The 22,512-nt window shown below is 45.4% G+C and carries 21 protein-coding genes; 15 read left to right on the forward strand and 6 right to left on the reverse strand.

What is annotated here, in order from left to right; translation table 11 throughout:
* Positions 1–12 precede the first annotated feature (12 nt).
* Positions 13–1,020: a phytanoyl-CoA dioxygenase family protein gene (locus tag AABA75_RS20175; protein WP_338294534.1), complete on the forward strand. Its 1,008-nt coding sequence runs from the start codon at positions 13–15 to the stop codon at positions 1,018–1,020.
* Here the strand turns inward: AABA75_RS20175 and AABA75_RS20180 are convergent.
* The gene (locus tag AABA75_RS20180) at positions 1,017–1,433 is read right to left on the reverse strand and encodes a VOC family protein (protein ID WP_338294535.1); all 417 of its coding nucleotides are present in this window, start codon (positions 1,431–1,433) and stop codon (positions 1,017–1,019) included. The two genes, AABA75_RS20175 and AABA75_RS20180, sit on opposite strands and share 4 nt — an antisense overlap.
* A 227-nt stretch (positions 1,434–1,660) precedes the next feature.
* Here AABA75_RS20180 and soxR point away from each other — a divergent pair, with 227 nt between their 5' ends.
* The 5 genes from soxR to AABA75_RS20205 all read left to right on the forward strand — a co-directional run bounded on the left by soxR (position 1,661) and on the right by AABA75_RS20205 (position 8,545).
* A complete protein-coding gene (soxR, locus tag AABA75_RS20185) occupies positions 1,661–2,125 on the forward strand; it encodes a redox-sensitive transcriptional activator SoxR (RefSeq protein ID WP_338294536.1) in 465 nt (154 codons plus the stop codon).
* Between the two features lie 49 nt (positions 2,126–2,174).
* Positions 2,175–2,804, forward strand: a complete 630-nt coding sequence (locus AABA75_RS20190) for a hypothetical protein (RefSeq protein ID WP_338294537.1) — start codon at positions 2,175–2,177, stop codon at positions 2,802–2,804.
* Between the two features lie 236 nt (positions 2,805–3,040).
* On the forward strand, positions 3,041–6,844 hold the full coding sequence (gene putA, locus AABA75_RS20195; RefSeq protein WP_338294538.1) for a bifunctional proline dehydrogenase/L-glutamate gamma-semialdehyde dehydrogenase PutA: 3,804 nt from the start codon (positions 3,041–3,043) through the stop codon (positions 6,842–6,844).
* 125 nt (positions 6,845–6,969) lie between these two features.
* Positions 6,970–7,602: a hypothetical protein gene (locus AABA75_RS20200; RefSeq protein WP_338294539.1), complete on the forward strand. Its 633-nt coding sequence runs from the start codon at positions 6,970–6,972 to the stop codon at positions 7,600–7,602.
* A gap of 49 nt (positions 7,603–7,651) precedes the next feature.
* The gene (locus AABA75_RS20205) at positions 7,652–8,545 is read left to right on the forward strand and encodes a LysR family transcriptional regulator (RefSeq protein ID WP_338294540.1); all 894 of its coding nucleotides are present in this window, start codon (positions 7,652–7,654) and stop codon (positions 8,543–8,545) included.
* On the opposite strand, the gene AABA75_RS20210 is transcribed toward AABA75_RS20205, so the two are convergent.
* The 3 genes from AABA75_RS20210 to AABA75_RS20220 all read right to left on the reverse strand — a co-directional run bounded on the left by AABA75_RS20210 (position 8,542) and on the right by AABA75_RS20220 (position 11,804).
* Positions 8,542–9,672 carry a PQQ-dependent sugar dehydrogenase gene (locus AABA75_RS20210; protein ID WP_338294541.1) on the reverse strand — a complete coding sequence of 377 codons (1,131 nt, stop codon included), beginning with the start codon at positions 9,670–9,672 and terminating at the stop codon, positions 8,542–8,544. The two genes, AABA75_RS20205 and AABA75_RS20210, sit on opposite strands and share 4 nt — an antisense overlap.
* Before the next feature lie 86 nt (positions 9,673–9,758).
* Complete coding sequence (locus tag AABA75_RS20215; RefSeq protein WP_338294542.1) at positions 9,759–10,787, reverse strand: methionine synthase; 1,029 nt, start codon at positions 10,785–10,787, stop codon at positions 9,759–9,761.
* Positions 10,788–10,820: 33 nt separating this feature from the next.
* Positions 10,821–11,804 carry a DUF1852 domain-containing protein gene (locus tag AABA75_RS20220; protein ID WP_338294543.1) on the reverse strand — a complete coding sequence of 328 codons (984 nt, stop codon included), beginning with the start codon at positions 11,802–11,804 and terminating at the stop codon, positions 10,821–10,823.
* A gap of 202 nt (positions 11,805–12,006) precedes the next feature.
* On the opposite strand from AABA75_RS20220, the gene AABA75_RS20225 reads away from it, so the two are divergent.
* From AABA75_RS20225 to AABA75_RS20260, 8 genes are all read left to right on the forward strand, one after another.
* On the forward strand, positions 12,007–12,933 hold the full coding sequence (locus AABA75_RS20225) for a MipA/OmpV family protein (RefSeq protein WP_338294544.1): 927 nt from the start codon (positions 12,007–12,009) through the stop codon (positions 12,931–12,933).
* A gap of 7 nt (positions 12,934–12,940) precedes the next feature.
* Complete coding sequence (locus AABA75_RS20230) at positions 12,941–13,360, forward strand: DUF3019 domain-containing protein (protein WP_338294545.1); 420 nt, start codon at positions 12,941–12,943, stop codon at positions 13,358–13,360.
* Complete coding sequence (locus AABA75_RS20235; RefSeq protein WP_338294546.1) at positions 13,360–14,067, forward strand: response regulator transcription factor; 708 nt, start codon at positions 13,360–13,362, stop codon at positions 14,065–14,067. Before AABA75_RS20230 ends, AABA75_RS20235 begins: the two co-directional genes overlap by 1 nt.
* 31 nt (positions 14,068–14,098) lie before the next feature.
* On the forward strand, positions 14,099–15,391 hold the full coding sequence (locus AABA75_RS20240; RefSeq protein WP_338294547.1) for an ATP-binding protein: 1,293 nt from the start codon (positions 14,099–14,101) through the stop codon (positions 15,389–15,391).
* Positions 15,392–15,631: 240 nt separating this feature from the next.
* A complete protein-coding gene (locus AABA75_RS20245) occupies positions 15,632–16,069 on the forward strand; it encodes a hypothetical protein (protein WP_338294548.1) in 438 nt (145 codons plus the stop codon).
* A gap of 524 nt (positions 16,070–16,593) precedes the next feature.
* Positions 16,594–17,673, forward strand: coding sequence for a hypothetical protein (locus AABA75_RS20250; protein ID WP_338294549.1), 1,080 nt, complete (start codon positions 16,594–16,596; stop codon positions 17,671–17,673).
* A gap of 264 nt (positions 17,674–17,937) precedes the next feature.
* The gene (locus AABA75_RS20255; protein ID WP_338294550.1) at positions 17,938–18,330 is read left to right on the forward strand and encodes a hypothetical protein; all 393 of its coding nucleotides are present in this window, start codon (positions 17,938–17,940) and stop codon (positions 18,328–18,330) included.
* Positions 18,331–18,444: 114 nt separating this feature from the next.
* Positions 18,445–19,386, forward strand: a complete 942-nt coding sequence (locus AABA75_RS20260; protein ID WP_338294551.1) for a TM2 domain-containing protein — start codon at positions 18,445–18,447, stop codon at positions 19,384–19,386.
* 69 nt (positions 19,387–19,455) lie between these two features.
* Here the strand turns inward: AABA75_RS20260 and AABA75_RS20265 are convergent, their stop codons facing one another.
* On the reverse strand, positions 19,456–20,868 hold the full coding sequence (locus AABA75_RS20265; protein ID WP_338294552.1) for a serine hydrolase domain-containing protein: 1,413 nt from the start codon (positions 20,866–20,868) through the stop codon (positions 19,456–19,458).
* A 54-nt stretch (positions 20,869–20,922) separates the two neighbouring features.
* Between AABA75_RS20265 and AABA75_RS20270 the strand changes: the two genes are divergently transcribed.
* Positions 20,923–21,492, forward strand: a complete 570-nt coding sequence (locus AABA75_RS20270; RefSeq protein ID WP_338294553.1) for a winged helix-turn-helix domain-containing protein — start codon at positions 20,923–20,925, stop codon at positions 21,490–21,492.
* Positions 21,493–21,539: 47 nt separating this feature from the next.
* On the opposite strand, the gene AABA75_RS20275 is transcribed toward AABA75_RS20270, so the two are convergent.
* On the reverse strand, positions 21,540–22,421 hold the full coding sequence (locus AABA75_RS20275) for a helix-turn-helix domain-containing protein (protein ID WP_338294554.1): 882 nt from the start codon (positions 22,419–22,421) through the stop codon (positions 21,540–21,542).
* Between the last annotated feature and the right edge of the window lie 91 nt (positions 22,422–22,512).

Genomic DNA, 22,512 nt, shown 5'->3' on the forward strand with positions numbered 1-22,512 from the left:
CCCAGAAATTAAATGAAAGAGACGATGGAGCAGTCAGATATTGCCAATCTTGAAGTGAATCAAGAGCCGGTAATGCAATTGATGTGGCGATTGATGGACCGTTCTCCGGCATCATGCGCCAATGCCAAACTAAAGGGCTGCTTTCTCACTCGTGGCGCAGCCGATGTTTGTGGCAAAGGGCTGCAACATTTCATTCAGATGCTATTTGAATGTCAGGGTCAGCCCCAGCGACTTTGGCAATCCATGTCGCAGTGCCCAAGCTTTAGCGCTTCGGATTTTAACCTCCTGCTCAGCAGTTGCTTAGACAACACAAACACTTCATCGGAAACGATATCTGGCCCTTTAACCAGCGCAGATCTAAAACAATGGCGAGAGCAGGGCTACGTTGTGGTAAAAAACATCATCCCGCGTGATACCTCGTTAACCATCGCCGAACGATTGATGAACATTAATAGAACGTCATTACAGACGCCCGACTCCTGGCATCGCGCCTATGGCGGCCCGTTTTTCCGACAAGAATACGATATTCCTGAATTAGACGTTGCGCGCCAATCAATCAAAGCTCGACAAGCATTCCAACAAGTTTGGCAACGAGAACATCTTATTACTACTCGAGATACCTACAGTCTTAATTTTCCCGAAACAGCCAGACATTATTTCCAAGGTACAAAGCTACATCTGGATGTGGACTTTCACTTGCCTTTACACTTTAAAACCCAGGGAATCGTTTATCTCAATGACGTGGCTGCCGAACAGGGTGCATTAACACTGTGTACGGGTTTCCACCTGCAATATGCACAGTGGTTAAGCTCTCTTCCTAAAGCTTTTAATCCAAACGATAGTGATTTTACTCAATTTAAGCCTAAACCCATTGCGGCCGAAGCGGGTGATTTGATCATCTGGCACCATTGGTTACCCCATGGTGCCTCACCCAATCACCATCATTTACCAAGAGTGGCCCAATACCTCGACATGTACTCACTAACACCAAGCCGGTTAGCGCCGGACGAAGCTTTTTAGTGGTAGTCATTGCGCTGGGCAACAATGTCACTGTGATACTGCACAAACTCCACCTCAAAACCATCGGGATCGATAAAATACAGGTTGCTGCGAAACGGCGTGTCACTGCCCAACTTTGAAGGTTCAAAGCCGACTGCTTGCAAGCGTTGCCGTACCGCTTCAAGGTTGCTAACAGCAAAGGCAAAATGAGCCAGCCCGGGAGTGTGTCCCGACAGATCGCGATTTTCACCTTCTCCGTGATCGGAAAACGCCAGATACTGATGTTCGTCACCAAAGTGCAGCCACTGCCGTGCCTTACCGTGCCACTTGTCATGGCCACCACCGCGCACTTTCCAATCTGGAAACGCCGAGCCATAAAAACGCAAACTGTTATCAAGATTTTTTACCACTAAATTTACATGTTCGATAAACATCCTGTTTCTCCTTATTTTTTGCTACTGGTATGTTGAAAAGTGGGGTTTTGCCATAGCAGCAATATTGTGTGACCAAATACCCTTAATGCTTGAAGAAAGTTGCTTTGTTGAATTCTCGTTTTGTAACTAGTCATTCGTTTGTCCTTTGTGTTAACTTGTCACCAGCTTAAAACCTCAAGTTAAGTTGAGGTAAAGTGTTTTTTTAAACTTTTTTGGAGATCGGATTGATGGTTGAAGAGGTTCTGTTAGCACCGGGGAAAATCGCCAAAAGATGCGGTGTTGCGGTATCGGCACTGCACTTTTATGAGCAAAAGGGACTAATTAAAAGCTCTCGCAATGCCGGCAATCAACGGCGTTACCACAAAGATGTAATGCGCCGCATTGCTGTCATCAAAGCCGCTCAAAACTTAGGGGTAAGCCTTGAAGAAATCCGTCAGACGCTGGCGACATTGCCAGAAATGCGCACACCAAATCAGGAAGACTGGCAACAGCTAGCCAGCCGCTGGCGTAGCAAATTAGATGAGCGCATAAAAGCCATGACGGCACTGCGAGATTCCCTGACAGGCTGTATTGGCTGCGGCTGTCTATCCATGAAAAACTGTCCCATGTATAACAAAGACGATGAACTAGCTAGTGCCGGTCCCGGTGCGGTTTTGCTGAAACGCAAAATGCACAGCAAGAAGTTGGATTAATTTTTGGCGGTTGTTTATGCTTTTACTATCAATTTAAAACGAGTGTGTTATGCCAGCTTTTGAAACCTTAAACTTTGTTCAATCATTACCCTTTGGCCGCACATTGCGTTTTGAGGTAGAAGGCAATCGCGATGTGCATATGCATTACAAAAGTCTGTTTAAAACTCAATCCCAAAGTTTTCCCTTAGATCTCATCAGCTCTCGTCCCGGTGTCAATAAAAGCATCAATCTGGGTGCAGGAATTGCCGCTCTGATACTACTATTGATTATAGGTTTTTGTTTGATTGGTTATGGTCAAAATCCAGAGCGCTTTGGCCAGCCCCTTATGGTACTGACTCTGTTGTTTTTACCGCCCGCTTTGATAGCTCTGTGGTTTTTTAATGCCAGTTTTACGCCCGCCCTGGTGTTCTTCCGCGCAGATGATGGTGATGAACTGTTTAAAATCCCACAATATCCCAAAGACAAAGCCCCATTGGAGCAATTTGCCAAAGCCCTGTCAGACCGAATTGAGTCGATCCGCTATCCGGGTACCTTAAGCCATGCCGAGCAGGTGGAATTGTACCAAAAACACCTGGATTTTTTACTCAACGAAAGCGTGTTAACCCAGCCGGAATACGACGCCGCAATGGCTCGTCTGGAAAAACGCAGCAGCAGTGGCAATGTCTTCAAGCTTATCTAATGCCTGAACAACTGGGCAAACTAATCCAAATAGCGTCACTGGCGTAGCAATATATTTACGCCAATGTTCTAATAAGCAATCAAAAACTATTTTGGGTTTTAGCCAGTTGCCGCTATCCTCCACCCGCTCTGCAAGCCAACGCTATTTTATGCTACAGAGAATGCGACTGAGGAGAGTTTGTGGCAACGCCTTTCTCCCGCGTCACAATCAAATGCAACGCAATAATTGGGGGTATAATGTTAGTCAAAGACGATCTCACTACCAACTGTCAAATCAGACAAACCATTCGTGATTTTTACCGCATCGATGAAGAGCAAGTAATCGAACACATCTTGCCTTTGGCAGAAGTTGGCGTAACCGCCCGAAGTCGCGCTTGGGAGCGTGCTCGTCAGATGGTGCTGAACATTCGCAAAGCGGAAGATGGTAAAGGTGGCGTTGACGCATTGTTGAATGAGTACTCCCTGTCCTCTGAAGAAGGCGTGGTGTTGATGTGTCTGGCAGAGGCTTTGTTGCGTGTACCTGATAAAAAAACCCAAGACTCGTTAATCCGAGACAAACTTTCAAAAGGTGAGTGGAGCCAGCACCTTGGCAACAGTGACTCCCTGTTTGTCAACGCATCCAGTTGGGGCCTGTTAGTAACAGGCAAAATGGTTAATTACTCGGATAAAACCAAGGCTCAACAGTTTGGCATGTTGAAACGCACTATGGGTCGTCTCGGCGAGCCGGTGATCCGCTCTTCTGTGCATTACGCCATGAAGATCATGGGCAAACAGTTCGTGATGGGCACTAATATCGAAGAAGCCATTGAACGTGCTAAAGAAACCGAAACCAAAGGCTATGTGTATTCTTACGACATGCTAGGCGAAGGTGCGCGCACCATGGCCGATGCACAGCGCTACTACGACTCCTACATGAACGCTATTCACGCTTTGGGTAAAGCCGCGCAAGGTCGTGGACCGGTAAAAAGCCCGGGTATTTCCGTTAAGCTTTCCGCCATTCACCCTCGCTATGAATTTACCCACAGTGAACGGGTATTTAATGAACTGGTACCCAAGTTAAAAGCCTTGGCTATGGCCGCCAAAGAGTATGACATTAATTTTACCGTTGATGCCGAAGAAGCAGATCGTCTGGATATCTCACTAGATATCATCGAAACAGTATTTGCCGATCCTGATTTAGGCGACTGGAACGGTTTTGGTTTGGCAGTTCAGGCCTACCAAAAACGCGCTATTTTTGTTATCGACTGGTTAGAAGCTCTCGCCCGTCGCGTAGGACGCAAAATGATGGTGCGCCTTGTAAAGGGTGCCTACTGGGATACGGAAATTAAAACCACCCAAGTAGACGGTTTGGATGATTTCCCTGTTTTCACCCGCAAAGCCACAACTGACGTATGTTACAAAGCCTGTGCCATTAAGCTGATGGCAGCGAGAGATGTGATCTTTCCACAGTTCGCTACCCACAATGCCTACACCGTTGCCACTATTTTGGAGCTGGCTAAAAACGATAATCAAGGTTACGAATTCCAGCGCCTGCACGGTATGGGTGAGTCTTTGTATGATCAGGTTGTTACCAATGACAAAGTACAATGTCGGGTTTACGCGCCAGTAGGACAACACGAAGATCTGTTGGCTTATCTGGTACGCCGCTTACTGGAAAATGGCGCAAACTCTTCGTTCGTTAACGCCATCGTGGATGACACTAAGCCCGTTGAAGAATTGCTACCTGACCCGGTTGAAAAACTGCAAGATTTGCGCAACAAACGCAACACCAATATCACTATGCCCATCGCCATTTATGGTGAAGAGCGAGATAATTCCAAAGGCATGGATTTGACGGATATCAATCAGTTGAGCCCGTTAAAAGAAAATCTCGATGCCTGGGTAACTGATAACATCAAAACCGCCAGTGCCGCCGAATCAGACCTTGTGGCCGTATTAAACCCTGCCAATCACTCAGAGCTAGTGGGGCAGTTAAAATACCACACACCTGCAGAAATGCAGGACATCGTCTCACGCTCTGAAAAGGCTTTTTCTGAGTGGTCACAAACCCCGGTGAAAGAGCGTGCTAACCTGCTGCGTAGAACCGCTGATATTCTTGAGCGCCATCGCGATGAACTGATTGCCATTTGTATAAAAGAGGCGGGTAAGCTTACCCAGGATAGTATTGATGAAGTACGTGAAGCCGTGGATTTCTGCCGTTATTACGCTGCGCGTGCGGAAGAACTGGCGCGAGACGAACGCATGGAGCCTCGTGGTCCTATCTTGTGTATCAGTCCCTGGAACTTTCCACTGGCGATCTTCCTGGGTCAAGTGGCTGCGGCCATCGTTACTGGTAATACCGTAGTCGCTAAGCCTGCAGAGCAAACCAGTTTAATCGCCATCCGCACACTCGAGTTAATGAAGATCGTTGGCATGCCGGATGATGTGGTGCAACTACTGATTGCCCAAGGTAAAGAAGTGGGCGAAAACGTGGTTAACGATGAACGTATTCAGGCGGTGATGTTTACCGGCTCCACTGCTACCGGCACACTAATCTCCAAAATACTGGCAGAGCGTGGCGGTCAGCAAGTGCCACTGATTGCTGAAACTGGCGGTCAAAACTGCATGGTGGTGGATTCCACTGCCCTGCCAGAACAGGTGTGTGATGACGTCATTAAATCCGGATTCCAAAGTGCCGGTCAGCGTTGTTCAGCGTTGCGCGTGTTGTTTCTACAAGAAGACATCGCCGATACCGTATTAAAGATGATCACCGGCGCCATGAAAGAGTTAACGTTGGGTGATCCGCAATTTTTGTCTACCGATGTCGGCCCGGTAATTGATGCCAAAGCATTAAAAGCTTTAAACGACCACGTCGAGTACATGCAGGACAAAGGTGAGTTGTTATTCGAATGTCCACTCCCGGATATGGGTGAGCATGGTCATAACCTGTTTGCACCGCGTTTGTATCAAATCGACAACCTATCAGTCTTGAAAAAAGAAGTCTTTGGTCCAGTGGTACATGTGATCCGCTTTAAAGAATCTGAGCTGGACGATGTCATCGAGCAAATCAATGCTACCGGATTCGGTTTAACTATGGGTATCCATACCCGTATCGAAGACCGTGCGGAAGACTTAGCGGCACGGGTACGCGCCGGTAACATTTATGTTAACCGTAACATGATCGGCGCTATCGTAGGAGTACAACCCTTCGGTGGTCGCGGTTTATCGGGTACAGGACCGAAAGCCGGTGGTCCCAACTACTTGTCGCGTCTGGTGCGTGAGAAACACACCCCTGACGAAGATGAGATGAATTATCAAACCAAGGCCAATATTGACATGGTAGAACTGGGAGCAGCCCAGGAACATGTAGATAATATTATGGATTTAGCGGTAAAAGCGGAGCGCATCTGGCGCATCACACCACTAAATGATCGCATCTCAGTTATGCGACAGCTATTAGCCAAAATTGCCACGGTGGACATTGTTGAAGAGCTGGCAGACGACTTAGCCAAGTCGCTATCAGATTCTCGTGCACAATTAACCCGTATCGAAAAGATGCTGAAAAAGCCTAAAGTGCTACCGGGACCAACAGGGGAATCCAACCTGTTGTATCTTGAGCCTCGAGGCTGCGTCGTGTGTTATGCCGATAAAGATACTGTTTTCAGCTTCTGGTTGATGTCGATTGTCTCAGCACTTGCCGCGGGCAACACCGTGATCACGGCAGTCTCTGATCTGTTCTTTGAAGAAGCCAAAGCGATTCAGGACAAACTCATGTTGTGCGGTGGTGCAGAAGGCATATTGCAGGTAGTTAAACACGATAAGCTCAATGCCCTGCTACATCACGATGGTATTTCGGGCACGGTAGTAGACAGTAACAGTGCGCGTATGGGTTATTTCAGTAAGCAGTTGGCAGAGCGTGATGGTGCGATACTGCCGGTGATCAGTGCTGAATATAACGATACCTTGATACAGCGCCTGGTGACAGAAAAGACGATTAGTATCGATACCACAGCCTCTGGCGGTAACACCTCATTGATGACTCTCGCGGAAGACGACGAATAACCGCTGGATCACATCAATAGCACAGCAAATAAGGCCCGTTTCGGGCCTTATTTTGTTCACCTCTTGCAGAATTCTTTACTTACCTCTATATGAAACATAAGGCACTTATGAATAAAGAGTAAGACATGCATCGCCAAATCAATCATAAAACCATGCGCCTTATCATAGGTTTGATAGCAGTGCTGCTTGCACCAATGACCTGGTGGTTAGCCGAACAACCGCTCTCCTCCATAAGCAGCTCTTATTGGTCGGACTCCAGAGATATCTTTGTCGGCTCCCTGATCACTGTGGGCTTTTTCTTGTCAGCTTACAATGGTTCAGGCGGAAGCAAAGATCTGGAATTTTACCTGAGTAAACTGTCTTGTGTTTTTGCCATTGCTATTGCGTTATTTCCCACTTTGGGCAAGGGCAATAATCAAGCTCCTCCCGCCTGGACCGAGTCGTTGTCTGGTGTATTTGGCCTGATCCCGGATGAAGTTCACCTGGGTGCTTCAATTCTGTTATTTGCCTGCTTGATTGTCATGATATGGTTTTTCTCCATGAGAGCCATGGCTAAGGGAAAGTCGGTACGAGCCTGGATATATCGCAGTATCGCTATCTCGATGGCAACAGGGATCATACTACTGCAAATTATCGGAAGCCTGGCGGAATGGCAAAATACCACCTTGTGGGTTGAAATATGGGGACTGACTCTGTTTGGTATTGGCTGGCTGGTCGCAGGAGCCTACAAGACAGAAGAGCCTTCAGCGGAAACATGATATATTCCGGCTATGCCTTTGTTTTAGTTGCCTAAACCAATTCTAAAATATGCTGGAACGTGCTGATTTAAAAATTATTGATGCCATTGAGCGACTGGGTACAGTAACAAAAGCTGCTGAGGAACTGCACCTCACTCAATCAGCCATTAGCCATGCCATCAAACGGCTGGAAAATAATACTGGCGTAAAGTTCTGGCAAAAATCTGGTCGCAATCTGACCCTGACACCTGCAGGTAAAAGGTTGCTAACGCACGCCAGGCGCTTACTGCCGCAATTTGAACACATCGAGCAGGAAATCAAAGGCTTTGCATCTGGCGTACAGGGCAAGTTGCGCATTGGCATGGAGTGTTATCCCTGCTTTCAATGGTTGTTGAAAATCGTTGCGCCCTTTCTCAAAGCTTACCCACAAGTGGATGTAGACGTATTAAAAGAGTTTCAATTCGCCGGGCTTGCTGGCTTATTTAACTATGACATTGATATTCTGGTAACCCCCGATCCGGTGTTCAGGCCCGGTCTGGAGTTTATTCCTGTGTTTAATTATGAACAGGTGCTGGTGGTGGGTCCTGAGCACCCTCTGCAAACAAAACTCCATATTGTGGCGGAGGATCTGTTATCAGAAACCTTGCTCACTTACCCAATCGAAGCTAGTCGATTGGATATTTTCACCCACTGCTTGCTGCCTTCTGGTGGCAGTGTTCAGCAACACAAAAAGATGGAAAGTACGGAAATGATCTTGCAGATGGTGGAAGCCAATCGCGGTGTGACTGTCTTGCCCAAGTGGCTGGTTGCAGAGCAGGCAAAACAGTTTGCCATTAGTGGCGTCCAGATAGGTACTGAAGGTCTGCACAAGCAGATTTTTCTGGGGTTAAGAGAAGACGCTGAGCGCCCCCTGTACCAACAAGCCTTTATCGACCTGGCTCTGGGAGCGCCCTTTAATAGCTAAGGTTGGTAGCTAACCTTGTAAATCCCGTTGCCATCGGTGCCCAAATACAAATCACCATTGGGATGCACCGCCATACTGCGCAATCTACCAATGCCCTCGAACCATTTACTGTGGCCTTTTACTTCATTGCCATCGAGTTCTACCAGCACAAGGTGAGCAAACTTTAAGGAGCCAACCAATAAGTGACCTTGCCAATGGGGGTATTTATCACCGGTGATAAATTGCATAGCCGAAGGCGCGATAGAAGGTGTCCAGCGCCAGATGGGTTGCTCCATCCCTTCTTTAGTTGTTTGCTCTGTAATAGTGGTGCCATTGTAATTAATGCCATAGGTGATAACTGGCCAACCGTAATTGTTTCCGGCTTTAATAATATTGATTTCATCGCCACCACGAGGACCATGTTCATGGGTCCAGATATCACCTGTCACAGGATGCAGTGCCATACCTTGTGGGTTGCGATGACCGTAAGAATAAATCGTTGGGCGTGCATTGTCGGTTTTAACAAAGGGATTGGATTCAGGTATCGCGCCATCAGAGTGAATACGGTGTACTTTACCCGGGTCGTGATCCAGTCGTTGTGGATGAACATCCCTCTGTCCCCTATCCCCTATGGTAAAGAACAAATATCCCTCGTTGTCGAACTCGATGCGTGAGCCGTAGTGGTGAACACGCTCTGTTTTGGGATAACCGTGAAACAGCAATTCCTTGTCCACCAAAGCCATATCTTTCAGCCGCGCCCGCATAATAGAGGTATTATTACCTTGCCCTTCGCCTTCATAACCTGAGTAAGACAGGTATATCCAACCGTTATTGGCATAATCCGGATCAATCTCCAGGTCCAACAGTCCGCCCTGATTTTTAGCGTGTACCTCAGGCACACCTTTAACAGGTTCATCTAACAGTTTACCATCACGGATCAAGCGCAAATCACCAGCGCGGTTGCTCACCAGTAACTCTTTGTCGTTCAACCACACCATCCCCCAGGGAATAGCAACGCCTTTGGTGATCAATTCTAGTTGATATTGCTCCGACTCAGGAGCTAAAGGAATATTTGCTTCTTGGGCATTGCTGATAGTTGTTGTAGCCAACATTACACCAGCCAATAACGCTTTGATGGTTTTACTCATGATCTTCCTCTGGGATTAGATTCAAGTAAGCATTTTAACGGAAAAATGCAGTATTTGATCACTTTTGAATATCAATAGCATTAAACTCATCTGGCTAATTCGTTTCGCACTATTTCGGCCCCCTTAGTCAACGCCTTTAATTTGCCTCTGGCAATGTCTCTCGACAAAGGTGCCATACCACAGTTAGTGCAGGGATAGAGATTCTCAGCATCCACATATTTTAGCGCCTTGCGCAACGTTTCGGCCACCTCTTCAGGCGTTTCTATACTACTATTTGCCACATCAATAGCCCCCACCATCACCTTTTTACCTCGAATCAACTCAATCAATTCGATGGGTACTTTGGAGTTATGACACTCCAGAGATATCAGGTCGACACTGGATTGTTGTAGCTTGGGGAAAATCGCTTCGTACTGGCGCCATTCATTGCCTAGTGTGCTTTTCCAATCGGTGTTAGCCTTGATACCATAGCCATAACAAATATGCACTGCAGTTTCACAGGTCAATCCCTGCATTGCCTGCTCCAATGCCGCAATGCCCCAATCATTAACCTCATCAAAAAAGACATTAAATGCGGGTTCATCAAACTGAATAATATCAACCCCAGCAGCTGCTAATTCTCGAGCTTCCTGATTCAGTATCTCAGCAAACTCAAAGGCCAACTTTTCCCGGCTCTTGTAATATCCATCGTATAAGGTATCTATCATGGTGAGTGGCCCCGGTAAGGCCCACTTGATTGGGTTTTGTGTTTGTTGTCGCAAAAAACGCGCTTGTTCTACAAACACCGATTTCGGTCGACTCACTGCACCAAAAACGGTGGGTACACTGGCCTCATAGCGATCGCGGATCTTAACGGTTTTTCGCTGCGCAAAATCAACGCCATTAAGATGCTCGATAAAGGTGGTCACAAAGTGCTGCCGGGTCTGTTCGCCATCACTGACAATATCGATGCCCGCCTGTTGTTGCTCATGCAAGATCAAACACAAAGCATCTTGTTTAGCCTTGTGCAACGCTTCGCCCTCCATTTTCCAGGCTGACCAGAGTTTTTCCGGCTCCGCCAACCAGCCAGGTTTAGGAAGGCTGCCCGCCGTTGAAGTGGGTAATAGTGTTTTCATGTTTTTACTCTTTTGTTGGAATCTAACGACAACTTAAACCGGGCAGCCAGCCCACTGCTCAAGTACGCTACGGTAAGGTTCGATAAAGTGCTGCCGGGCAAACTGGCCCTGTTCCTTCGCTAATCGGCTTCGCTCTTCCCGGTCGTAAACGATTTGTGTAAGGGAATGGTCGCGATTGTGTAAATTCGGTTGATAGCAACGGCCAGCAACGGCATTCGCATTGTAAATTTCAGGCCGATAAATTTTTTGGAAGGTTTCCATCGTACTGATGGTACTGATGAGCTCAAGGTTGGTGTAATCATTGAGCAGGTCACCGAAAAAATAGAAGGCCAACGGAGCCACACTGTTAGGCGGCATAAAGTAACGCACTTTTAACCCCATTTTTTTAAAATACTGTTCAGTCAGCGATGCTTCATTAGGCACATATTCAAAACCCAAGACCGGGTGATGATTGTCACTGCGATGATAAACCTTGTTGTCGGAAACACTCAGGCATATCACCGGACGCTTGTGAAAACGCGCTTGATAGACCGTTGAATTAACAAATTGCTGGAACAGTTTTCCGTGTAATTCACCAAACTTTTCCGGGATGCTAAATTCGCTACGCCCCGCGTTATGATTCAGTAGCAAGACACTAAAATCATAGTCACGTACATAAGAAGAGAAGTTATTACCCACCAGCCCTTCAATTCGTTGCTGCGTTTGAGTATCCAGAATGCTGGATTGTAAGATCTCAATACCGGGGAAGCGTTCTGTATTTTCCTGATTGGCAATTTCGATGTCTACCGAAACGATTTTCAGCTCCACCCGATAGCGATTTCCGTTGGGGTTATCCCAATGAGCAAGGGCATTAAAGCGATTGTTGATCATCTGCAAGGCATTGCGTAAGTTCGCCTGACGGCTTTCGCCTCTGGCGAGGTTAGCAAAATTCGTGGTAACTCGAGTGTTTTCCGAAGGCTTATAGTTCTCGTCTAACTCAATAGTTTTTAGGTTAAAAATAAAATCTTGCTCACTCATGTTTGGTCTCCTGTTTGCCCATGAGTGAAATTTATACCGGGTTAGTTACATGATTAAAAATGACCTTTTTTCAACAATCCATGAATATATTTAATGATTTATCAGCAGATACAAACTGATACAATCGGACAATAGCCGTTACGACTTGGCTTGCAACCTTTGCGTAAGATTGACACAACTAAAATGACACAACAGAAAACACATGACACGCAACACACTCATTAAAGCCGCGTTTATCACATTGGGCTTAGTTTTATTAAGCGCTAACTCATTAGCGGACACCGTCTCCTCAGAAGAAGAGAGTCGTCTTGAAACTTTTTTTGCCGTTAGCTTAATTGGCGGCGTAACCGAAACGAATTTGCTCGATCAGAACTTTGAGCGAGTGGACACTCGCGACAGCTTTTTGAGTGTTAATATCGAAATGCAGCTGCGGTGGAACGGTTTTTTCTATGAAAATCCCGGCAATAGCCAGGAAAACGTCAATGGTCTGTTTTCTGGAGACGCCATCGGTTACAACTTTTACAACAACGACAACTGGTCAGTAGATATTTACGGAGTGCACGCTGTGGCTAGTGGCGAGTATGTCTTCGACACGGTAGTGCCAATCTTCGATGAAGATGGTACTCAAATTGACGCTGTAGTGCAGCGTATGACTCTCCCAAGGAAGGGCGACTTTCGCGTGGGGTTAAGAGCCACAGGCTACTTTAATGACTACCTTACACAATTTATTGCCACCCCCATTAGTATCGAAGATGAAATCGGCGGCTATAGCTTTTCAGCATCCATCAGACGCACCTGGTTGTATAAAAATTGGAATTTTTACGGCACGGTTGGCCTGAATTACCAAAGCAGCGATATTGTTGATTATTATTTTGGTTTATCAGAAACCGAATCTGCGCAAATTGAAGCCCATCTGCGCAGCGAAGATAGTCCTTTTAAACCCTACAAAGCCAGTGGCGGTATCCTGGCTGTGGGTCAGGTAGGTTTCGAATACCCTATCTCTGAAAATTTCGTATTTGGCGGTTATTTCACGGCAGTTATGCGTCCTGATGTGGTAACCGACAGCCCGCTCAGCGTGGAAGGCCGTATGCTGACCACTGCGGGTTTATCTGTGACTTACGTGTTTTAAGGAGCAGATGATGAAATTACAAGCACAAAACACACATCTCTGCAGCAAGGGAATTTGGTTGGCAATTAGCCTGATATGCTGGTTCTTATCAGCCCCCGTGAGCGCTCAGGAAGCTACACCCTATACGCTGCAACTCTCCCCGGAGAAATGTGTAGCGCTGCGTCAGGGCCAGGATTGTTATGTGGACATCCAGTTAAACTGGAGCGCCCCGCAAAGCGGTCAATACTGTATTAGCGCCTCGACTCTGGAAACCCCATTACGCTGCTGGTCAAATCAAGAAAAAGGCTCCTTAGAGCTGGAGTTTTCCAGTAATCAAAATACCTGGTTCTACCTCAAACAAGGCGAGCAGACTTTAGCGAAAGTAGAACTCAAGATGGCTTGGGTGTATAAAAGCAAGCGTTCCTCAGTAACCTGGCGAGTATTCTGATGACTAATACTATCCTGTTGGTGGAAGATGATGAGGAACTGGCACAGTGGACGCAAGAGTACCTGAGCAACAAGGGTTTTGTGGTTACCGTCACCAGTTCCGGCAAAGAAGCCGTGCAGCTGATCAGTAATAATCCTCCGGATCTGGTGTTATTAGACGGTATGCTGCCAGACCTGGATGGCCTGGATGTTTGTCGTCAGGTGCGTCCTGATTATCACAACCCTATCATCATGCTCACTGCTCGCGATGAAGAGATAGATGAAGTTCTGGGCCTGGAAGTAGGTGCAGATGATTACATAACCAAACCCGTGCGGGCCAGAGCCCTTTTGGCTCGCATACGTGGTCATTTGCGGCGTAGCCAGACAGTAAATAATCAGACTGCTGAAGCTGCCCCCGTATCACAAATTCAGTTAAACCAACTCATCATCGATAAGCAAAATCTGTCGGTAACCTTGAGAGGACAAGCAATTTCCATCACCTCGGCGGAATTTGATGTGTTGTGGCTATTGGCGCAGAAAGCCGGTGAAGTGGTGTCGCGACAAGAACTCATCAACCAATTGCGCGGCTTTGATTACGACGGTTTTGATCGCTCCATTGATTTGCGCGTCTCCCGTATCCGTAAAAAATTAGGGGATGATCCAAACGAACCCTATCTTATCAAAACTATCTGGGGCAAAGGCTACCTGTTCGCTAAGGAAAGTTGGTAATGCCAATAAACATACATCGGAGACGTAATAAATGCGTTGGCTGAGCCTGTCTTTGATAACGGTAGTATTGGTTGCCACCATTGGCCTGGGATGGGTATTTGATGTGGTCTATCAGCACTATGCAGGAGACGCTCAAAACGACACTGCAGACGAGATCCAGCATGCAGAAATACTCACTAAGCAACTGGCAGATACACTTGCCGAAAGCGGAGATGCCCAACAGTTTGTTGCAATATGGCAAAACTCCGAGGGCTATCAGTTACGGGTTTTGCCCTTGGCAGAACTGGTTTTGCCTGAATCTTTATTGGTGTCGCTAAGTGCGGGAAATACACTGAATCTGGAATCTGATACTGATATCAGTATTCATAGATTGATCCCCAAGTCGGAATCTGTGCTGATAATGGAAATTCCAAGCCCGGAAGAAACAGCGCAGCAATCTAACAATCGCTATTGGTTTACCTCCTTGTTTTATCTGCTGTTGATATTGCTGTTCTTACTCTGGGCACAGCCCCTTATTACCCGTTTATTGCAGCTACGCAAAACCGCCCGTGCGTTTGGTAAAGGTGAACTGTCGCAACGCATTCGCGTCGGAAAAGTTTCTTACATTAGCGATTTGGAAACCGAGTTCAATCATATGGCACAGCGGATTGAAGATCTGGTTTCCGATGTAAAACTCTTAAGTTCGGCAGTTTCTCACGATCTCAGAACGCCTCTGGCGCGCATACGTATGGGGCTGGACACCTTAAGTGAAGAAACCGACCCGGTTAAACGCCAAGCCTATGAAGATCGCATCAACGAACACATCGACGACATGGTAGAGTTAATTGAAACCCTGCTGGGATACGCCAGGTTAGATCAAGCCATGCTGGAGCTTGAGAGAAAGCCCATAGATATCAGCCAACTATTACATAAACTGGTAGAGAAAAAACAACAGCCAGACAAATCCATCACCCTTAACCACAACCATAAATCAGCAATGGTTTCAGGCGATCCCACTTATCTCAAGATGCTATTCAGCAACCTGCTACAAAACGCACTACAACACGCGCAACACAGAGTCCATATTGAAATAGGAACCTCTGCTGGTGCATTAGTTATTTGGGTAGCAGATGATGGCCCAGGCATTGCTGCAGATATGCAAAGCGATGTATTTAAACCCTTTGTGCGCAGTCGAAACAGCAAACACAAAGGCCATGGCGTAGGCCTCGCAATATGCAAACGCGTTGTAGACTGGCATCAAGGCAGCATTGAAGTGCAACAAAGTGCCAACCTCAAAGGAGCTGAATTTATGGTAACTTTGCCCAAAGCCACCACCATTACTTAAGGCTGTTTAGCCTCACTCCCCCAATACAAAAGACTAAGACTGCTCTGCACAGCAAATTCCACAAAGGCCTGAATAGAGTTAGCTTCACCAATATGGTTTGTAGATTTCGCCAAAACTGCAGCAAAGGCAACCCTCATACTTGAATAACACCTATGCATTTTCTAGCCTAGGCAAGACTACGCTTCAGGTATTAGGATCTGTTCCACTTTATTAATGTCACTTACCAATTTGGAGTTTTTTATGAAGCAACGTCCATTGTTCCTTGCCAGCATCCTCTCTCTCACTGTATTTACAAAAATTACTGATGCTAAAGAAACGTCCTACACCAATAGCATGGGCATTGGTTTACAGTACGGAATATTGGGCTATCAGAGAAAGATTGTAACAAACGAGATAATTTACACTCTTGGTATAGGGTTAGGTGGCGTTTCGGTCGGGATCAGCTCACCCGTTTTTGGAACCCAAAGAGACACATTGGGTGTCACTATCGGTAGTTCGTTCGAAGTCACAGACTTCTTCGCATTGCAATATCACCATTACTTTTCTGATTTAGATAAACCCGGTTTAGTAATGGGCTTAGATCTTGTAAACGGAAGGACAGAGGGGGTGAGCAGTATTTTCACTGAAGAGGATGAGCGAGAAACACTCGTTCTTTTTAATGTTGGCTATCAATTTTAATGAGCAATATTTACCAGAAGCAATGTTTCATACTGAATTATAATAAAAATTCAAAGAAGATAAAATCACATATCAAATAAGATTCACTCACCAACAACATCAATAATTTTAATAACCCAATCAAATTTAAATATTATATTACCAAATAGACACATCAGAAAAGCCAATCCTGATAAGAGTGCAATTAAAAAGCGACAGGGATAACGCCGGGAGTTTAAGTCCCTGCCGCACAGAATGAAAATAGCAAAACAGTAAACCTTACGTGAAAGAAAGGTTTTGTCATTGCTACCCGGCATACGCCCCTCAACTCAGGAGTTCTCAAGTTTATAACAAAGTGAAATCACTCTACACATCAAAATATGCAAATGAACTATGCATTTTTGTGCATTTACTAACACACTTATTTAGATAAATTACCTTGCCTTATAAAGATTGAAAAATAATCAGCAATCAAATTAAAAAAATAAATTTCAAAAAAACACGAGAAAAATTTGAGAGCAAAAAATAAAAGCGAGATAATTAAAATGAAAGTTCTGATTTTTTCTGGTACAAATCAATACGGTGTAGTTTCTCAATTCATATCAGGTATGAAAGCCGATCTTGAAGCACTGGGCGCAGGTGTTAACACGCTCGATCTCAGCTCAAATGAAACTGCCACCACGAGTTTGCAGAACATCGATATCAACGATGAGTTCGATTTCATAATCAGCTTTAATGGAATTGGACTGGATTTGACCTATGAGGGCGCAAACTTAATGACGATGCTCAATTGCCCCGTATACATCTTTTTAGTTGATCACCCAATACACTTGCTGCAACGTTTTTTTGGAAAGAAGTGCACAATTCTGTGTGTAGACAAGGTTCATGTAGATTTTTGTTTGCAGTGTGGCTTAAATGCGATTCATTTCCCTCATGCAGTGTCAGAAAGTGAGTTAAAAAAGGTTAACTTTCTGCCATTACCTCAAAAAGCGGGGACCATAGCCGCAGTTTCTCATTTCGATGCGACTGTTTGGCGAGAAAAGCTGCAAGCAGTTTGGAACACGATTTCAGACCTGGTTAATGCTTCCCAAAACATAAATGAGTTCATGGTTAGATTTGGTGTAATGGGACACAACGGCACTCCTTCCAGAATCGGAATTGATTCAAATATTTTGAATATTCTTAGATTGGCTGACTTTTATATGCGAGCAAGAAACCGCCAAACAGCACTGAAGAAAGCCGTAGAATCCCACCCAGAAATTGAAGTCTATGGACGTAATGTCGAAAAATACACGACGATATCCCCCTCCTTAAAAATCCGTGACGCCATAAGTTTTGAGGAATTAAAAATCAAATGCGCCGCCGCTAAATTTGTGTTTCACAATGTGCCCGGATTTAGTTTTGCATTGCATGATCGCCTTCTATTGAGCATTCAAACCGGAACGCTTATGTGCACCGACTATCCAGATTCAATTCTCAATGTTGACCCCAACTTCAAGATTTTACCCTATGAAAAATGTTCAGAAGTTGATGATTTTCTCTATGACGAATTGAGATTAGAAAATTTGGAAGTTGCGAAACAACGACATACATGGAAAGCTCGATTCATGACTTCAATCTTGTAGTCATTTGTGGCCGCACCGCTTTTATCTTGGTAAATCATTTACGGCTGAGATGATGCTGGTCTCCGGCGAGGGCCTGAATTTGCAGTAACGCTTCCTGATGCCAATCGTGTTTGACAACACTAAAAAGCTAACTTGCGACTATGTGCTCATACATTGAATACAAAAAGTAACCGCAAACTGTAGCGTGCAAGGTAAATTTACTATACGCTATCTTTATCATTTGAAACATGCTGCGTTATTTCCGAAATGCAAAAAAGGATTTTTATGCGACTCATTTTTGTATCTCTTTTTATTATTTTTATTAGTGCTTGCGCCAATACAGGCACCTCAGAGCCTTTCCTGAATCAAACACCCATTACGCAATACGATTCTCTCAACGACTATTGGTTGTCAGATAAGAAAATGCAACCTCTGAGGTATTTAACTAAAGAGCAATATAAGCACATGAAAGGAAAGAAAATCAAAATCGAAGCAAAGTATTTGATTGATTCCAACGGCGATGTTCACCATGTTGAAATCCTGAAATCAAATGTCGATATCCCGATGGAGAGCTTGGTTAAAAAGACACTGCAGAAACAAGACTTTTATCCGAGTCAAAGCAATAGCTCAAAACGCCCTATCATCGCTTATGCGGGATTGGAATTTGCCTGCAACTAACGACCACGGATAAATCCCCCCATCAAAACAACTTGCTCTGACTATTTGATAGTGTCAGAAGATTTTGATGAGTTCGCATTAGGGGTTTTCAGCAAAAGTGTTTAATATTTGTTCATGAAAGCCCTCAACGCCGATCCCGATTTTTCCAGACAAGTGGTAGAGGAACTCTATCGTCCAAGACCCAAATACCTGTCGATTGCACTGCCCTTAGCGATAGTATTCGGCTTGTTTGGTGGGCACCGGTTTTATCTGGGCAGAACATTCACTGGAACTCTAATGCTATTTACGGGTGGAGGGGGAATAATATGGTGGTTGATGGACTTCTTCTACCTGAAAAAAATGGTGTCGCAGTACAATCTAAATCAACAACAACGCCAGGAAACTGGGCAACCGCCGCTGGGTTTAGATTTCTTACCCCCAAAACACGCCATACTAACTAACGAACTTCCTCACTGGTTATCCCGCAGAAGCTCAAGAGGCAGAGTTTATGGCAGCCTGTTTTTATTGGGTTTGATTGGTTTCGTCTTGGGAGTAATAACCGGACCAACAGGGACTTATGAGCCAACAATCATCTTAATAATATTTATCATAGCCTCTCTCATTGCGGCTCGATTAAAGCTGGCTCACGAAATTCCATTAATAAACAGTTTAATCCGCTGGGTACACAAACTCAGACTATATTATTATCACGTTGATCCCGGCAATATCTGGCTGCTGGGATTACGGCCAATATATGGCGTATTTATCGCGCCATTTCGGCCCAAAGCTCGGGCAGAAGTGCGATTATATCTCGAAATGGGAATTGTCTTTGCGCTGCTGCTCTTTGTGTCTGACCTTATGGAAATCGCTCAGCATGATTCCTTGTGGCAAGGCTTGGCTTTGGCCTTTGCAGAATTTATACAAACCCTGGTTTTTACCTATTTATTTGTCGCCCCCGTTGGCGCTTTGCTCACTACCCAGATACTACTATCCCGCAAAGATTGGGTTATCTGGTTGTTGAGCGCTGTCTGTATGACTGGCATCTATATCGGTTTGCGGGTCACAGGTGGTATTTGACAAACTATGTTTAGAGCCAGCTTTATAAGGTATCCTGGCATACCCCATAGCTTGTCATTGTAGAAGTTGCTACTCGATACCAATCCCCGTGAGCACAGGCTCTTCATCTACATACTTATAGTGTACTGAAAGCGTATAGGTGGCATTGTTCGGTTTAGTCTTAATCACCAGCTCAGCAATACCGCCATTGTCAGCTTGCAGCTCTCTAAAGCTGAGAAATTCGTGAGCTTTAAATTCCTCGTGCAACATAGTATGGGTTTGCACATGCTCCTCCATCGGCGCCATAGCTAAAAACGCAGGATGCGCGGAACGGTTTAACAGTGCTTGCCATGCGTCACTTTTTTTCTGTTTGACTGCGTCGAGAAACCCCAGGGCCAATTTACCGGTTTTTGAATCTAGCGGGATTGTTGGCAGTGTGGTCACATCAGAAACCGGGGGTAAAGGCTTGCCTCTTAAAGTAGCCAATAAACGGCCGGTTGCCCCGCTTTGTGTCATGGGATTGTTGCTGTGAAGAATAACCACCAGGCCTTGTTCAGGTAGGGTATAAAAATCGGTGTAAAAGTAGTTGTTACCTCCATTGTGCCAGTGCATTTTGCCCAGCACCGGATCTTGTTCCATTACGATGCCATAGCCGTAATGGGAAATGCCACCGGTTTCCTGTACATAAGGCTGTAGCATAGTTTGATTCGGTTTTTGCAGTATCATGCGTCCCATTTGCACCAGATCCGCCGCAGTGGAGATCATGCCTCCATTACCTATCAGGTGCCAACCCGGTTTTGTGCCGCCCCATGAGGCTTGCGCCAGTATGTCTCCATCCATATTACTCTCGGCAATTTGCGGATCGTACACCCTTGCATACCCCGTTTTTTGTAGTTTCAGCGGCTTAATCACCAAATCCTGTAACCAAGCCTCGTAATTTTGTTGAGTGATTTTGCTGATAATGGCCGTAACGAGACTAAACCCAACATTGGAGTACTCATAGCCACTACCGGGTTTAAACAACAAAGTGGCAGATAGCGCCAGGTCGATAAATTGGGTTTGAGTCACATAATCATAATCGTCACCGACTGCGCCGGGGAATCCGGCACTATGAGTTAATAACTGGTGGATGGTGACAGATGCTTTATCCTTTGGAACATCAGCAAAGTACAAACTCAGTGTATCATCTGGGTTCAGCTTCCCGGCATCAATCAGTTTCGCGACCGCAAGACCCGTAAAGGTTTTGCTAATAGAGCCAATATCAATTTGGGTGCTTTTATTGAAAAGGGTCTGAGATTCAACATTGGCCAAGCCAAATGCTTCCTGCAGTAATATTGAGTTTTTATCGGCAACCGTAACAAAACCCGAAAATTGCGATGCCTTTAGATCGCTCTTAAGCTGTGACACATGCTCGGGGTCGAGGGAGTATTTGCCAACGCCTGCCGCCAACAGGCTGTTGGAAAGAAACAATAAATTGAATAATATGAATAGAACTTTGTGCATTTTTTTATAACTCTATAGCTTCGATAGTGCTATTCCAGAACAAAACGAACATCAATGCCTGACGAAACAATTTCCAAACATATTGCTACATTTCCCAAACTCTATTTTGGGCAAATACAATACCTTCGCAACGAACGTGAATTGCTTGTGGAAGGCGAAACTATCCGTCTCGAGCCCAAAGCTGCCGCAACGCTTGAAGTATTGCTCGACAATCACAATAGCGTTGTAACACGAGAACAATTATTGGATGAGATTTGGGGTCAAACAGGCTCAGATGAAGCCCTGACTCAAGCAATTTCAAGATTACGTCGCTTATTCGGAGATGCCATCAATATTAAAACTATCCCCAAAATCGGTTATCAGTTACTCACCAAACCAGAAACAACTGCCAGGATTGCAATAGTTGCGCCTGAGCAACCTGTGCAGCCGGTACCTGTAAAACCATTAATCGATACCCCTTTAAAGGGCTTTGTTTGTGGTTTTTGTCTGGCAACACTGATTGCCCTGTTTATCGGTTTGCTAATGACAGATATTCAAATTTCTGTTGAAGAAGAATATGACCACAACGGTAAAGTCTCGGGCACCACTACAATCGAAAAATGTCGGGAAGAAGACTGTAGTTGAAGCTAATATTAATTGAATCAGGTTCAGCTATGCGTTAACTCACGGAGCTAATCACTTTTTACAAGCACAGGTATCCACCAACGAATTTTCATCTCTTTTAGTGGCCTGAATGGTACCGGGAAATAGGCAGCGATATCCGGTTTACTGCCATCACGTTCAAAACCACTTTCGGCAAACCACTTGCCATAAATAGCTTTATTGGTTTGCATAGACGTGTGCCAGGTACAGTGAAATTCAGCATAAGTCGCTGCAGGGATCTCAATAAGATTAAATTTATCAGGTGCCGTATTAGCGTCGGCCTCAATCGCGAGCGTATCGGTAAATTGTTGCCTGTTGCCAGATTCATCCGGTTGATATACCGACATCAAGGGTGCCTGTGAAACCGTGCCCGTTTGCCCCTGAGAAAGCGTCATCAAATCCGAATACTCCTCTCCCGCAACATAATCCTTCCAATATTTAGGCGCTTTTTTGGCAAAGCTTTCAAATTCAAATGCCTGGCTTTTGCCCAATGCTTTAAAGGCAGGCTTATTGATGAGTTGATATTGCATTGTTATCTCTCCTTGAGGTGGTAGATCAATCTGGTGGCGATTAAAATCCGCAGCGACAAACTCTTCATTACGAGCCTGATTTGGGTTAACTCCGTGAAACTGTCGGAACGCACGAGTAAAGGCGTTGGGGGAATCAAAGCCATACTTTGCAGCGATAGCTAATACCGTTTGTTTTGAGTTTTTCAGCTCTTCGCCGGCCATGGTTAGTCGTCGGCAACGCACATATTCGGCTGGAGTGAGTCCAAAGGCACCAGAAAACACCCGATGAAAATGATACAAAGAGGCACTAGCCCGTTCGGCCATAACGGCTATTTCAATGTCGCTATCCAGATTGGTTTCGATGTAATCCAGCACTGATGAGAGCCGCTTTGCCCACGTCATTTATGCACCTTGAGTTAAATACACAGTTTATCTACTACTAAGCATACAAAGCCCAGTGCAGGTTCGTCTCACCTTTTTTTGCGCTTTTTTG

This window comes from Planctobacterium marinum (assembly GCF_036322805.1).
Classification (GTDB): domain Bacteria; phylum Pseudomonadota; class Gammaproteobacteria; order Enterobacterales; family Alteromonadaceae; genus Planctobacterium; species Planctobacterium marinum_A.

Coding starts and splice junctions, on each gene's coding strand:
- AABA75_RS20175 (WP_338294534.1), top strand. CDS start 13: ATGAAAGAGACGATGGAGCAGTCAGATATTGCCAATCTTGAAGTGAAT.
- AABA75_RS20180 (WP_338294535.1), bottom strand. CDS start 1,433: ATGTTTATCGAACATGTAAATTTAGTGGTAAAAAATCTTGATAACAGT.
- soxR (WP_338294536.1), top strand. CDS start 1,661: ATGGTTGAAGAGGTTCTGTTAGCACCGGGGAAAATCGCCAAAAGATGC.
- AABA75_RS20190 (WP_338294537.1), top strand. CDS start 2,175: ATGCCAGCTTTTGAAACCTTAAACTTTGTTCAATCATTACCCTTTGGC.
- putA (WP_338294538.1), top strand. CDS start 3,041: ATGTTAGTCAAAGACGATCTCACTACCAACTGTCAAATCAGACAAACC.
- AABA75_RS20200 (WP_338294539.1), top strand. CDS start 6,970: ATGCATCGCCAAATCAATCATAAAACCATGCGCCTTATCATAGGTTTG.
- AABA75_RS20205 (WP_338294540.1), top strand. CDS start 7,652: ATGCTGGAACGTGCTGATTTAAAAATTATTGATGCCATTGAGCGACTG.
- AABA75_RS20210 (WP_338294541.1), bottom strand. CDS start 9,672: ATGAGTAAAACCATCAAAGCGTTATTGGCTGGTGTAATGTTGGCTACA.
- AABA75_RS20215 (WP_338294542.1), bottom strand. CDS start 10,787: ATGAAAACACTATTACCCACTTCAACGGCGGGCAGCCTTCCTAAACCT.
- AABA75_RS20220 (WP_338294543.1), bottom strand. CDS start 11,804: ATGAGTGAGCAAGATTTTATTTTTAACCTAAAAACTATTGAGTTAGAC.
- AABA75_RS20225 (WP_338294544.1), top strand. CDS start 12,007: ATGACACGCAACACACTCATTAAAGCCGCGTTTATCACATTGGGCTTA.
- AABA75_RS20230 (WP_338294545.1), top strand. CDS start 12,941: ATGATGAAATTACAAGCACAAAACACACATCTCTGCAGCAAGGGAATT.
- AABA75_RS20235 (WP_338294546.1), top strand. CDS start 13,360: ATGACTAATACTATCCTGTTGGTGGAAGATGATGAGGAACTGGCACAG.
- AABA75_RS20240 (WP_338294547.1), top strand. CDS start 14,099: ATGCGTTGGCTGAGCCTGTCTTTGATAACGGTAGTATTGGTTGCCACC.
- AABA75_RS20245 (WP_338294548.1), top strand. CDS start 15,632: ATGAAGCAACGTCCATTGTTCCTTGCCAGCATCCTCTCTCTCACTGTA.
- AABA75_RS20250 (WP_338294549.1), top strand. CDS start 16,594: ATGAAAGTTCTGATTTTTTCTGGTACAAATCAATACGGTGTAGTTTCT.
- AABA75_RS20255 (WP_338294550.1), top strand. CDS start 17,938: ATGCGACTCATTTTTGTATCTCTTTTTATTATTTTTATTAGTGCTTGC.
- AABA75_RS20260 (WP_338294551.1), top strand. CDS start 18,445: ATGAAAGCCCTCAACGCCGATCCCGATTTTTCCAGACAAGTGGTAGAG.
- AABA75_RS20265 (WP_338294552.1), bottom strand. CDS start 20,868: ATGCACAAAGTTCTATTCATATTATTCAATTTATTGTTTCTTTCCAAC.
- AABA75_RS20270 (WP_338294553.1), top strand. CDS start 20,923: ATGCCTGACGAAACAATTTCCAAACATATTGCTACATTTCCCAAACTC.
- AABA75_RS20275 (WP_338294554.1), bottom strand. CDS start 22,421: ATGACGTGGGCAAAGCGGCTCTCATCAGTGCTGGATTACATCGAAACC.